Source organism: Vibrio sp. AIC-3 (genome assembly GCF_013114515.1).
Lineage (GTDB): Bacteria > Pseudomonadota > Gammaproteobacteria > Enterobacterales > Vibrionaceae > Vibrio > Vibrio crassostreae_C.
Map to the genome: position 1 here is coordinate 63,005 of NZ_VTXG01000008.1, position 12,544 is coordinate 75,548.

The window sequence follows — 12,544 nt, forward strand, 5'->3', positions numbered from 1 at the left end:
TATTTAGTAAAAAACGTTCTTTACCAGAATCGAAGCTCCATGATACGTTCATGATCAATTATGTTGGGTTATAGAAAAGGACAGTCCAATGTCATTAGAAAGTGCGATTACATTCTTTATTGCCATGTTTGTATTTGGTATTACTCCGGGGCCTGGCGTCTTTGCCATTTTAGCTCGTGCTATGGTTCAAGGATGGCGAAAGTGCGTCACGCTTTCGTTAGGTATGATATGCAGTGATCTTATTTACCTTGCGCTTGCCTGTTTCGGTCTAGCAACGATTGCCGAGAATTGGTCGATTGCGTTTGAGGTGATTCGCTATGTTGGTGCAGCTTATTTGATTTACTTGGGCTACAAGATGTTTAAGAGCCTGCCTGAAGTGCAAGGCTCTGCGGAACTTGCGGCCAAACAGAGTCAGAAATCTGAACTCGCGAGTTTCGCGCAAGGCTTTTTGATTTCAGCATCGAACCCTAAAGTGATTCTGTTTTATATTTCGTTCTTGCCGACTTTTATTGATCTGACTGTTCTGCGCTCACAAGATATCGTATTAGTTTCTGCTTTAGCATCTGTTGCTCTGATGTCAGGCTTAATGCTTATCGCTGTGGGCGCGGGCAGAATGGCAGGTTTGTTAAAAACGCCACGCGCACATAAAAGGTTAAACCAAAGTGCTGGTGGAATAATGATTGCTGCTGGCTCATATTTGGCGATCAATCGATAAATACGAATCTTTAAACAAAAAGGCGAACCGATGGGTTCGCCTTTTTAGTTGGATATAAATGCCATCGTTTAAACAGAGACTTGTTTGTTAGTCACAATGGTGCAATTATTTAACGAGTGATATTACTCAGATGCATGTCTTATGATGACTATCGAACAACAGCTTTCTCGGCTGGATCTAAACTTATTGGTGTCGTTAAGTGTTTTAATCAAAGAGAGGAACGTAACGCGAGCTAACGCCAACAGATGAACAGGATGTGGTTCGAATGAACCGAGACACTTACTACTCAATGGCTGTAATTAACGTTTCACAAGGCGCGACGATTACGTTGCCTGAGATTCCTGAAGGCAAATACATGTCGATGGAGGTGATTACAGAAGACCACCGCATTCAGCCAATGCAACACGGTTCTGGTACGTTTGATCTTTCTACTCACAGTGGTGACCACGTGTATGTCATCGTTCGTACTGATGCGACGTTCACCAAAGATGAAGTTCATAAAATCCAAGATCAGATGAGTATTGATGCAAAAGCAGACGGCGAATTCATGGCAATGCAAGTGGATGAGAAATCATTCGATGAGGTAGAGAAAAACCTTAAGATGGAAATGCCGAAACTACTGAAACGCGATGGTGCTCAGGCGACGTTTGGTATGTTTACCAGCCCTGAAGATGCTTCAAAAGAGATGTTTACCAAAGAGAAGTACGCAGTGGGTGCGGCTATCGGTTGGGGTGGCGCGCAGTTAGATGACAATATTTACGAAGTCTCAGGTAACTTCCTAGCAGACACTTGTCATCAGGCGACCTTTGATGACCCTAAAAACCAAGCGTTTTGGTCGGTAACGGTCTACAACAAGCAAGGTTTCATGTTTGGTGAAGTGGCGAACGTTAGCTCAAACACGGCTGAGAAAAATGCAGACGGCACTTACACAGTAAGCTTTGGTTGTAGTGATGATGCAGTAAACAACATCAAAACAGAGAACGATTCTGGTGTGTTTAACTTAGCTTTCCGCCATTACATTCCAAGCCAAAAAGTACGCGATGGATTCCGAGTGCTTCCTTACGTGAAAGCAGTGAACTAATGTTGCGATAGTCGTACAACGATTGATAGATACGCGCTATTACCCGTGGTAGTAGCGCGTTTTTTATGGGTTCTATTTCATTTCTTGCTTTCTTAAGTAGAGAGACACAAAGTGCGAGTCAAAAAATGGTCTAACTTTGGTTATACGCAGCGTGCCTCAGTTCAAATAAATCAATTAAACCTTCTTCCATCGATACTTTCAGTTGCACCACGCATTTGTTCGAATTTAAACCCTCTGACACCTTATGTGACAACGCTTCCAGTTATCTTTGCAGCCTCTAGATAGAACAAACACCACATACCAGTGTTATAAAAACCGATAGCCGTGGAGTTTTATGAATCCTAATTGCGATGTATAGTTACTAACAATTCATTAAGTTATCGAATCTTTAAGTTGTCAGCTGATGTAGGTGTTATGAAGAAAAACGGCTTTACGTTAATGGAATTAATCATCGTGATCGTGATACTTGGAGTATTAGCGGTAACGGCTGCTCCAAGATTTCTAGGTATTCAGGAATCAGCGAGAGAAGCGGTACTTGAAGGTGTTGCGGGTGCGATGGAAGGGGTGATCACACAAGTAACCTCTAAGGCCATTATTGCTGGGCTTAACCCTAGTGCAGAAAACCCAGATGACCAAAGTAACTATGTGATCGATTTCGGTATCGGCCGAGTTGAGGTCGACTGGGGAACGCTATGTCCTGAAAGTGAGGGGGATGAAGGTGACGAACTTGATATGATTGATTTTCTGACGCTATCTGAAGATGACAATTTAACATCGGCTGTTGGAAATCGACACACTGTCGTTGGGTACACTCATTCATTTAGTGAAGCTGACCTTGACAGCAATAACATAACTGATGATGCCTTACCTTCGGGTTGTTATGTTATCTATGATTCTTTTGGTCGAACGAATGGGAGCGAATGTCCTGAGGGCGGCTGTGAATGTACCGTTCGTGTAGTGAACGACGAATGTTAACCAGAGCAGCTAAACGATTCTATTTAGATTAAAGCTTATTCGAATTCAATAAAAAAGCGCGTTATTACCAAATGGCAATAACGCGCTTTTTTGTATTAGCTTATAGGTCTATCTTAGTTTGCCAATGGAGCACTTGTTGGTGGCAAGTTACGCTTCTTAATTACGTATCGCAAGCGAAGCAACATCAATGCAGCTGATACGCTTAATCCCGTTAGAATACCAATCCAAAAGCCTTCTTCACCCATTGCTGGAACAATGTGGTCTGTTAAGCCCAACACCATGCCAAGTGGTAGTGCCAAGCCCCAGTATGAAGCGATAGCTAAGATCATCGGGATCTTAGTATCTTTATAGCCACGAAGTGCGCCGTTAGCAGACGTTTGCAATGCATCGCTGAACTGGTACATCGCAGTAAAGGTCAATAACACTGCTGCCGTTGCGCTGATTACTGGGTCTGTCGTGTAAAGCCTAATGATTAATTCAGGGAACAGTAGGAACATTGCTACCGACAGCAACGAGATTAACGCTGCAACTAAGATACCGACTTTACTACGCTCAATCGCGCCAAGTTCATCTTTTTCACCCAAAGCGTGCCCAACACGAATCGTAATACCAAAAGAGATACTCATCGGAATCACGTAAGTCAGGCTCGAAATGTTGAGTGCAATTTGTGCGGCTGCTACGTTCTCAGCGCCAATACGACCAATCATCAGTGCGATTACCGCAAAGATGCTGCCACACACTGCAATGTTCATCCCGATAGGTAAACCTAACCTTAAAAGATGAAGCATCTCTTTTGCTTTTGGCTTAGCGTCTGCAAAGCTGATGATGGTTTTGTAATGATGATGGCCTTTAATGTAGGAATACAGCATTCCCGACATTAGCCAATACACTAAGCTCGTTGCCCAGCCACAGCCAACAGCACCCATTTCAGGGAAACCAAACTTACCGTAGATAAGCACGTAGTTGACCGGAATGTTAATCAGCAAACCAATTACCGAAATGATCATCGGCACTTTGGTGTTGTTCATACCCTCACAGAAGCCATTCAAGGTGTAGAACAGGGCAATACCCGGCACACCAAAGGCGAGGGCGAACGCATAATCACTGCCAATTGGAATGATCTCAGCGGCAACACCAATCCATTCTAAGATCGGTTTCGCACTCACTAAATAAGCGATAAGTAATACGCTAGCAATTAATGCCAACCAAACCATCTGGAAGAATTCAACAGAGATACTTTGAAAGTCGCGTGCACCGCGGTGGTAAGCAACAACGGGTGTTAAGGCCATAATCACACCACGTAGTAGCAGCAATACAGGAATCCAAAGGCTTGTGCCGAGTGCAATAGCGGCGAGGTCGGCAGGGCTTACTTGGCCAGCCATTGTCGTATCGACAAATCCCATCGCTTGGGTCGCTATTTGAGTCAAAATGATTGGAACCGAAAGATGCATAAGCGCACCCGATTCACGAGTAAAAGGACGAAATTTCGTTAGCATGGAAGTTCACAACACCAATATAAATACACGAATGATGGCAGGATGGCCGGTGTGCATTTTAGGATGTGCCCCGTTGGGCGGGCGACAATATAAACACCTTACCGTATAGGGTCAAGCTTTGGATTTATAGAGTTTCACTTGCTCCGAGGTACGGATAGGTTCTGATGGTTACAACACGGGTTTAACGCGCGTAAGTTCATGATTTCGTGGGAATCATGCTAGTTGGATAATTTTTATATTTGCCACGCTAATCACTAAGGTTGTGGTATAAGTGATTGTTATGGAAAGACAAAGGCTAGTACAATTGGTGACTAATGAACTAGGCAGAATTTTCTGTAGCACAGCTGTTATACAAATACAGGGATGAAAATGGAAATTACAGTTAAGAAAATATCGAAAAGGTCTCTTTTCAAAATGCTCTTTGTCGGCTTTAGCCTGAGCTTCTTTGTCTTCTTTTTAGTATGTGGTATCGCATCTATATTTGGTGCGGAGACTGTAAAGTGGGATGAAACACCAGTAACGGGCATATCAGGCCTGCTGCTCGCCTTGGCTATGTGGCCAATATTTAGTTTGTTTCTAACATTATTTATGTGGTGCTTTGTAGCATTTGGCTTGTGGATTTACTCTTTGGTTAAACCTCTGAACCTGCTCTTTAAAGAAACTGCAGAGCACAATTAACCACTTGTATAACAAGAAGGTTAAGTTTGATTCACAACGTTTGGCACTTTCAATTCAAGCCGATTTTGAGTTTATGGCAAAATGGATTAGCCAAGGTGTTAGCATTCAATTGAGGTCGTAATGTACGAAGTTGTTTATAATATAAAGTTTGAAGGGTTGTGGTCACTTTGTTTCGCTCTTCCCGGTTTGTTATTTATATATATATCGGCTGAAGGTTATAAAAATAGAAAGAAATTATCCAGTTGGGATGTGCAAGTTGTTGGTAAGCCTGCGACTGAACAAAGCATAGGTATGGTTTTCAAAATACTCCTTATTTTTCAGTGCTTTGGACTGCTTTAAGTGGGGGCAGCTTAATAATTCAATTATATTCCCTTTTATCTGATTACGGTCAGGGTGAATATGATGTTGTTGAAGGAAGTGTTGAGAACTTTAACCCGATGCCTTATGGAGGGCATCAACAGGAAAGTTTTACTGTTGAGGGTGTTAAATTTAGTTATTCAGACTTTAGTATCTCCCCTGGTTTTAATAATACTAAGTCGCATGGCGGGCCTATAAGAAAAGGGTTAAGGGTGAGGGTATCACATATAGATAATGTAATCCTGAAGCTTGAAGTGATGCGCTAAACACCGTGGTTTTTTATGCTACTTAGGTCTCTACTTAAACAGCATAGTTTTCCTATTCTGTTTGATTGTATAAAAGCGACCCTACGGAAATTATTGGAGGATGTGTCGATGACTTGTCTTAAGTGCCAAGAAAAAAGTGTTACTGATTTTTGTGTCAAAGTGCCTAAAAAATTTCTTTGGTTTTCATGGTATGGATATCAAAGACAGACCTTATGTCGAGAACATTTATTATTGGAATATCGCAAGTCATTTACTACGTCACAAGCACGATTGGTTGTCTTCTACCCCGACTTTGAATACAAAAGAAAAGGTCTCTATCAATACCTTCCAACTCCATTGCGTGAATTTGAAGAGTTTGTCCTTCACGACAATAAACAAGGGGAAAGAAAAGAAGATTTAATTGTTCTGAAAGAGATCTTTCGAAAATTACGTGGGTTTTGCGAGAAATGCGGCAAACCGGCACAGGTTGCTTTTTTTTGCACTGGTTCTTTTGCATGGGAACAAAAACCTTTTTCACCATGCACGACAAGTGATCAAGTAATCATTTCTTCTATCTGTGCGCAGCCTGAAATTCTGTGTATGCAGTGCTGTTATTCGCAGGTTGAACCCTCATTATCCGCATGCGACTTAAAGCGAATTGGTGGAATTCACGCTCTTCCTCAACATGGAGAGCATTGTTTAATTGGGGTTGAAGAATGAAACATGATTATATTTTGCAGACCCGGTTAAAGATAGGGCATACAAATATTACATACTAGTTCTGTTTTTGGTTGTCTCTAAGGCACTGTCGAAAGCGTCCCTTAAGGGCTCAGCTCAAATTTATTGCCACAAAGCCAGTAGAAAAACAAAAAGACCAATCCCAAGCGTGACCTTTAGAAGTAAGCCAAGAGGGGCTCCACCTTTTGGCGCTTTATTGCAACATCCCATCATCGTTTCCTCATTCATCGTTAGATTCATTTCACCTTAAACCTTTACCTTACGGTAAGGTCAATGCATTTGTTTACGTCGAATTTCAGAAAACAAAAAGGCGAACCATTTGGTTCGCCTTTTGTTATGTTTCACTGCTTAGCGCCGCTACGAATTAGTCTTCGTAGTTATCGATGCTTGGGCAAGAACAGATTAGGTTACGGTCGCCGTATACGTTGTCTACACGGTTAACAGTAGGCCAGTACTTCGAGTTCTTCGTTGCTTTCGATGGGAAACAACCAAGTTCACGAGAGTAAGGGCGGTCCCATTCTGCGCCAGCAAGGTCAACTTGTGTGTGTGGTGCGTTCACTAGAGGGTTGTTGTCTAGTGGCCATTCACCCGCTTTCACAGCTGCCATTTCGTGGCGGATTGCGATCATCGCTTCACAGAAACGGTCTAGCTCTTCTAAATCTTCTGATTCAGTTGGCTCTACCATTAGCGTGCCAGCAACTGGGAAAGACATTGTAGGCGCGTGGAAACCGAAGTCCATTAGACGCTTAGCAATATCTTCTTCGCTGATGCCTGTGTCTTCTTTAAGTGGACGAATATCGATAATACATTCGTGCGCTACGCGGCCGTTAGTGCCACGGTAAAGAACAGGGTAGTGAGGACGTAGTTTTTCCATCACGTAGTTCGCGTTCAGAATCGCAACTTTAGTCGCGTCTGTTAGGCCAGGTTCGCCCATCATCGCGATGTAAGCCCAAGAGATAGGTAGGATTGACGCACTACCTAGATCTGCCGCTGATACCGCGTAGTCAGAACCTTGTACACCATTTTCGATGTGACCTGGTAGGAAAGGTGCTAGGTGCGATTTAACACCGATAGGACCCATACCTGGACCGCCACCACCGTGTGGGATACAGAATGTTTTGTGTAGGTTCAAGTGAGATACGTCTGAACCGATGAAGCCAGGTGAAGTTAAACCTACTTGAGCGTTCATGTTCGCGCCGTCTAGGTAAACCTGACCGCCCGCTGCGTGTACTTGTTCACACACTTCTTTCACTTGCTCTTCGTATACGCCGTGCGTAGAAGGGTAAGTGATCATGATGCTTGATAGGTTGTCTTTGTGCTTCTCTATTTTCGCTGCTAGGTCTGTCATGTCGATGTTGCCATCTTCATCACACTTAACAACCACTACCTTCATTGAAACCATTGATGCTGTTGCAGGGTTAGTACCGTGCGCAGAGCTTGGGATCAGACAAACGTTACGGTGAGCTTCACCGCGGCTTGCATGGTAACGTTGAATCGCGATTAGACCTGCGTATTCGCCAGATGCACCAGAGTTAGGCTGTAGTGAGAAATCGTCGTAACCAGTGATTTCACATAGCTTCTCTTTAAGATCTTTCGCTAGTGCTGTGTAACCAGCCGCTTGCTCTAGAGGTGCGAATGGGTGAATAGAACCAAACTCAGGCCATGTTACTGGGATCATCTCAGCAGCAGCGTTCAGCTTCATCGTACAGCTGCCCAGTGGGATCATGCCGTGCGTGAGTGAGAAGTCTTTGTTCTCAAGCTGTTTTAGGTAACGCATCATTTGCGTTTCGCTGTGGTGCGTGTTGAATACTGGGTGAGTTAGGTACTCAGATTCACGACGGCAGTTTTCTGGAATTGCTGCAAACTCGTTTGATGCAATGTCAGAAGAAAGTGCTTGAACGTCTTCTTTCACATCGAAGATAGCGAATAGGGCATTCACATCATCTACAGTAGTTGTTTCGTCTAAGCTGATACCGATCTTACCAGGAAGTAGACGTAGGTTGATGTCTGCTGCTTGCGCTTTCGCGTACAGTGCATCTGTCTTATCTTCTGAGTTGATTGTGATGGTATCGAAGAAGCTGTTGTTCGTTAGCTCGTAACCTGCTTTAGTCAGACCAGCCGCTAGGATAGCTGTCATGTGGTGTGTACGACGAGCAATAGTGCGTAGGCCTTCTGCACCGTGGTAAACCGCGTAGAAAGACGCCATGTTTGCTAGAAGTGCTTGAGCTGTACAGATGTTCGATGTCGCTTTCTCGCGGCGGATGTGTTGCTCACGAGTTTGCATTGCCATACGTAGTGCTTGGTTACCGTGAGTATCGATAGATACACCGATTACACGACCTGGCATTGTACGCTTATGCTTTTCACGAGTACCCATGAATGCAGCGTGTGGACCGCCGTAACCCATAGGAACGCCGAAACGTTGCGCTGAACCGATGACTACGTCTGCGCCCATTTCGCCAGCTGGCTTGAGTAGAGCTGAAGCAAGTAGGTCAGTAGCAACTGTTACCAGTGTTTTGTTAGCTTGAGCTTTCGCAATGATGTCTGTTAAGTCGCGAACTTCACCCGTTGTACTCGGGTATTGAAGAAGCGCACCAAATACGTCTTGCTCTGGAAGTGTTTCAAGAGCACCAACCATTACTTCAAAACCGATGTACTCAGCACGAGTTTTAACAACTTCTAGTGTTTGAGGGTGAACATCGTCAGCAACGAAGAATACTTTGCTCTTGCTTTTGCCAGCACGCTTACACAGAGTCATTGCTTCGCCAGCCGCTGTCGCTTCATCAAGAAGGGATGCGTTCGCGATTTCCATACCTGTAAGGTCCATTACCATTTGTTGGTAATTTAGCAGAGCTTCAAGACGACCTTGAGAAATCTCTGGTTGGTATGGTGTGTAAGCTGTGTACCAGCCTGGGTTCTCTAAAACGTTACGCAGAATAACGTTTGGAGTGAATGTGTTGTAGTAGCCTTGGCCAATGAAAGTACGTTTTACTTGGTTTAGGTTCGCGATCTCCTTAAGAGAGGTCAGCATGTCCATTTCGCTCAGTGGCGCAGCAAGTGTCATTGGTTTTTCAAGACGGATTTGTGCAGGAACCGTTTCGTCGATCAGTGCGTCTAAGCTAGTCGCGTTGATCGCTTCAAGCATTTTTTGCTGGTCTGCTTTATTAGGGCCGTTATGACGAGCAACAAACTCGTTTTGAGTACCCAGGTCTTTCAGTAATTGGCTTTGAAGTAATTCAGTCATGATATGTTCTACTTTCTCTCTGGAGCCGTGAGCTAGCCCCTAAAATTAAGCTGCTCACAAGAGCAGCTTTATCGTAATGAGGTTACCTATTAATCTTCTTCGATAGAGCTTAGGTATTCTTCCGCATCTTTAAGGTTGTTTAGTTCAGACGCATCAGACATCTTCACTTTAACAATCCAGCCACCTTCATAAGATTCTTCGTTAATTAACTCAGGGCTATCTTCTAATTCTTCGTTTATTTCTACGATTTCGCCAGAGATTGGTGCGTAGATATCAGAAGCTGCTTTAACTGATTCAACGAGAGAGAAGCTTTCACCAGCTTCTATTTCGTCTCCAGTGTCAGGCAGGTCAACAAACACAACGTCACCTAGCATTTCTTGAGCGTGCTCAGAAATACCGATAGTCACAGTACCGTCACCGTTGTCTTTTACCCACTCGTGGCTGTCTGCAAACTTTAGTGTATTGTCCATTGCTTATTCTCCAAAAATTTATGAGGTTTTAATTTAAATCTTAAAAACGGTTTAACGGTAAAGAGGGAAGCGCTTGCAAAGCTCTTTAACTTGTTTGCGAACACGTTGCTCAACTTCAGCGTTGCCTTCAGGGCTCTCAACTAAGCCATCAAGTACATCACCGATCCATTCACCGATAAGTTTGAATTCTTCAGTGCCAAAACCACGACTGGTTCCAGCTGGCGTACCTAAACGGATACCAGAAGTAATCATAGGCTTCTCTGTATCGAATGGTATGCCATTTTTGTTACATGTGATCCCTGCACGTTCTAATGCTTCTTCAGTTACGTTACCTTTCAAGCCCTTAGGGCGAAGGTCAACCAACATCAGGTGCGTGTCTGTACCGCCAGTCACAATGTCACAACCGCGAGTTTGCAACACTTCAGCGAGAACTTTTGCGTTGTCGATCACTGAATCAATATAAGTATTAAATTCTGGGCCAAGAGCTTCGCCAAACGCCACTGCTTTGGCCGCGATAACGTGCATTAGTGGGCCGCCTTGAAGGCCAGGGAACACTGCAGAGTTGATCTTTTTGTTGATGTCTTCGTGGTTCGTAAGAATCATACCGCCGCGTGGGCCACGAAGTGTTTTGTGTGTCGTTGTCGTTACAACGTGTGCGTGTGGCAGTGGGCTAGGGTGTGCACCTGTCGCGATAAGACCCGCGATGTGTGCCATATCTACCATTAGGATAGCGCCAACTTCGTCAGCGATTTCGCGGAATTTAGCGAAGTCGATAACGCGTGGGATAGCACTACCACCTGCAATAATCATTTTAGGTTGGCATTCGATAGCGAGAGCGCGTACCGCTTCGTAATCGATTTCAAGAGTATCGCGGTCTACGCCGTATTGAACTGCGTTGAACCATTTGCCTGAAAGCGCAGGGCGTGCACCGTGCGTAAGGTGACCACCAGCGTCAAGAGACATACCTAGGATAGTGTCGCCAGGTTGAAGTAGGGCAAGTTTAACTGCGCCGTTCGCTTGAGCACCTGAGTGAGGTTGTACGTTCGCGTATTCACACTTGAATAGCTGTTTAGCACGTTCAATCGCGATAGCTTCTACTGTATCTACGTGCTCACAACCACCGTAGTAACGACGACCTGGGTAGCCTTCTGCGTATTTGTTGGTAAGGCAAGTGCCTTGAGCTTGCATTACTGCTTTAGAAACGATGTTCTCAGAAGCAATAAGTTCGATTTGTTCGTTTTGACGAGTGTTCTCTGCTTGGATTCCAGCAAATACTGCGTCGTCAGTCGCAGATAGGTTCGTAGAGAAAAAACTGTCTAAGCTATGGTTTTGGTAAGCGTTCATTGTCGAGACCTTTCATTAAGCTAATGGTGATTGTTTTTATAGTCCATTAGGTCTTACGTTGATTTCTGCATCGGTATCGTTTGCGTTATATAGGTGTATAAATAGTGCGTTGCTTCTTATTTATACGACCATAGCGTCAAAGCGATCGTTGTAGGGTCAATGCAGCACGAATTGGTTCCCAAAAATTTCGGGTAAAAAACAGCTCTTACAAATGTTAAATCTATCACTTGCTGCAAGCTGAAGTAGCATCTCTTCATCTAACAAGTCGATAACATAGCTCCGATAAAATCAATTTTCAACAAAAATTTCCAATAGGAAACAGTTTTTCTCGTTTTGCTACAGGGAGCACGCTTTATTTTCCTGTGTGCTCTTTAATCAACAAAGCGCTTCATGCAACAATGAAATCAATAGACAGGAAGTAAGAAATAAATGAGGGACCTATGTCAGAAGACATTTATGATGAGTACCCATCTTTAACGTTGGCTAAAGAGACGTTAGATCAGAATATCGAACCACTTAGGCTCGGCCAGCGTATTAAAGATATCCGCAGCAAGCTGGGCATTACGTTAGAAGAGGCGAGCCAACGCACTGGTTTGGCACGTTCAACGCTGAGTAAAATTGAGAACGAACAAATCTCACCGACGTTCCAAGCGATGCAGAAATTGGCTATGGGTTTGCAAATTGATATGCCGCAACTCTTTGAGCCGCCAAGAAAAAAAGTCGCAACAGGACGCCGTGACTTAACTAAGGCAGGCCAAGGTAAACCTCACCCAACACCGACTTATGAGCATGAACTGCTTGCGACTGAGCTTTCTAATAAGAAGATGATGCCATTCAAAAGCCGCGTAAGAGCGCGTACTTTTGAAGAATATAATGATTGGGTTCGTCACGATGGTGAAGAGTTCTTAATGATTATCTCCGGTGATGTGATGTTCTACTCAGAATTCTACGAACCGGTGCCTATGAGCGAAGGCGATAGCATGTATTACGATGCCAACATGGGCCACATGTTGATTTCGACTAGTGCAGAAGATGCGCTGATTTTGTGGGTCACTGCAAAATAAGTTAACAAAATTAGAATTTCTTATAGTGAATGCAAACGTTTGCTTTTGTTTCTAACGTTTGCCAAATGACGCGATGTTGATGTGAAAATCATCAATATCGCGTTTTTGTATGTATCGAATAATTGTTTTTAAATTGT

At 43.8% G+C, this 12,544-nt stretch carries 10 protein-coding genes and 1 pseudogene; 7 read left to right on the forward strand and 4 right to left on the reverse strand.

Going from position 1 to position 12,544, the window contains the following annotated elements:
• The first annotated feature begins 88 nt into the window (after positions 1-88).
• From F0229_RS07980 to F0229_RS07990, 3 genes and pseudogenes are all read left to right on the forward strand, one after another.
• Positions 89-715, forward strand: coding sequence for a LysE family translocator (locus tag F0229_RS07980; protein ID WP_017066602.1), 627 nt, complete (start codon positions 89-91; stop codon positions 713-715).
• A gap of 134 nt (positions 716-849) precedes the next feature.
• Positions 850-1,796: pseudogene (locus F0229_RS07985) on the forward strand (DUF1254 domain-containing protein).
• Between the two features lie 414 nt (positions 1,797-2,210).
• Complete coding sequence (locus F0229_RS07990) at positions 2,211-2,771, forward strand: type II secretion system protein (RefSeq protein WP_102320435.1); 561 nt, start codon at positions 2,211-2,213, stop codon at positions 2,769-2,771.
• A gap of 113 nt (positions 2,772-2,884) precedes the next feature.
• On the opposite strand, the gene F0229_RS07995 is transcribed toward F0229_RS07990, so the two are convergent.
• A complete protein-coding gene (locus tag F0229_RS07995) occupies positions 2,885-4,267 on the reverse strand; it encodes an MATE family efflux transporter (protein WP_171732592.1) in 1,383 nt (460 codons plus the stop codon).
• Positions 4,268-4,630: 363 nt separating this feature from the next.
• On the opposite strand from F0229_RS07995, the gene F0229_RS08000 reads away from it, so the two are divergent.
• From F0229_RS08000 to F0229_RS21865, 3 genes are all read left to right on the forward strand, one after another.
• The gene (locus F0229_RS08000) at positions 4,631-4,945 is read left to right on the forward strand and encodes a hypothetical protein (RefSeq protein WP_171732593.1); all 315 of its coding nucleotides are present in this window, start codon (positions 4,631-4,633) and stop codon (positions 4,943-4,945) included.
• Between the two features lie 120 nt (positions 4,946-5,065).
• Complete coding sequence (locus tag F0229_RS21860) at positions 5,066-5,284, forward strand: hypothetical protein (RefSeq protein WP_253820981.1); 219 nt, start codon at positions 5,066-5,068, stop codon at positions 5,282-5,284.
• Between the two features lie 392 nt (positions 5,285-5,676).
• Positions 5,677-6,267 (forward strand): hypothetical protein, encoded by a 591-nt coding sequence (locus F0229_RS21865; protein ID WP_253820982.1) that lies wholly within the window; start codon positions 5,677-5,679, stop codon positions 6,265-6,267.
• Positions 6,268-6,649: 382 nt separating this feature from the next.
• On the opposite strand, the gene gcvP is transcribed toward F0229_RS21865, so the two are convergent.
• The 3 genes from gcvP to F0229_RS08025 form a co-directional block, all read right to left on the reverse strand.
• The gene (gene gcvP / locus F0229_RS08015) at positions 6,650-9,529 is read right to left on the reverse strand and encodes an aminomethyl-transferring glycine dehydrogenase (RefSeq protein ID WP_171732594.1); all 2,880 of its coding nucleotides are present in this window, start codon (positions 9,527-9,529) and stop codon (positions 6,650-6,652) included.
• Positions 9,530-9,618: 89 nt separating this feature from the next.
• Positions 9,619-9,999, reverse strand: a complete 381-nt coding sequence (gene gcvH / locus F0229_RS08020; protein ID WP_004730871.1) for a glycine cleavage system protein GcvH — start codon at positions 9,997-9,999, stop codon at positions 9,619-9,621.
• A 51-nt stretch (positions 10,000-10,050) separates the two neighbouring features.
• On the reverse strand, positions 10,051-11,343 hold the full coding sequence (locus tag F0229_RS08025; protein ID WP_171732595.1) for a serine hydroxymethyltransferase: 1,293 nt from the start codon (positions 11,341-11,343) through the stop codon (positions 10,051-10,053).
• Positions 11,344-11,783: 440 nt separating this feature from the next.
• On the opposite strand from F0229_RS08025, the gene F0229_RS08030 reads away from it, so the two are divergent.
• A complete protein-coding gene (locus F0229_RS08030) occupies positions 11,784-12,407 on the forward strand; it encodes a helix-turn-helix domain-containing protein (protein ID WP_086051012.1) in 624 nt (207 codons plus the stop codon).
• Positions 12,408-12,544 lie beyond the last annotated feature (137 nt).

Excerpts from the sequence above, each read along its gene's own strand:
- F0229_RS07980 (WP_017066602.1), top strand. The coding sequence starts at position 89 with ATGTCATTAGAAAGTGCGATTACATTCTTTATTGCCATGTTTGTATTT.
- F0229_RS07990 (WP_102320435.1), top strand. The coding sequence starts at position 2,211 with ATGAAGAAAAACGGCTTTACGTTAATGGAATTAATCATCGTGATCGTG.
- F0229_RS07995 (WP_171732592.1), bottom strand. The coding sequence starts at position 4,267 with ATGCTAACGAAATTTCGTCCTTTTACTCGTGAATCGGGTGCGCTTATG.
- F0229_RS08000 (WP_171732593.1), top strand. The coding sequence starts at position 4,631 with ATGAAAATGGAAATTACAGTTAAGAAAATATCGAAAAGGTCTCTTTTC.
- F0229_RS21860 (WP_253820981.1), top strand. The coding sequence starts at position 5,066 with ATGTACGAAGTTGTTTATAATATAAAGTTTGAAGGGTTGTGGTCACTT.
- F0229_RS21865 (WP_253820982.1), top strand. The coding sequence starts at position 5,677 with ATGACTTGTCTTAAGTGCCAAGAAAAAAGTGTTACTGATTTTTGTGTC.
- gcvP (WP_171732594.1), bottom strand. The coding sequence starts at position 9,529 with ATGACTGAATTACTTCAAAGCCAATTACTGAAAGACCTGGGTACTCAA.
- gcvH (WP_004730871.1), bottom strand. The coding sequence starts at position 9,999 with ATGGACAATACACTAAAGTTTGCAGACAGCCACGAGTGGGTAAAAGAC.
- F0229_RS08025 (WP_171732595.1), bottom strand. The coding sequence starts at position 11,343 with ATGAACGCTTACCAAAACCATAGCTTAGACAGTTTTTTCTCTACGAAC.
- F0229_RS08030 (WP_086051012.1), top strand. The coding sequence starts at position 11,784 with ATGTCAGAAGACATTTATGATGAGTACCCATCTTTAACGTTGGCTAAA.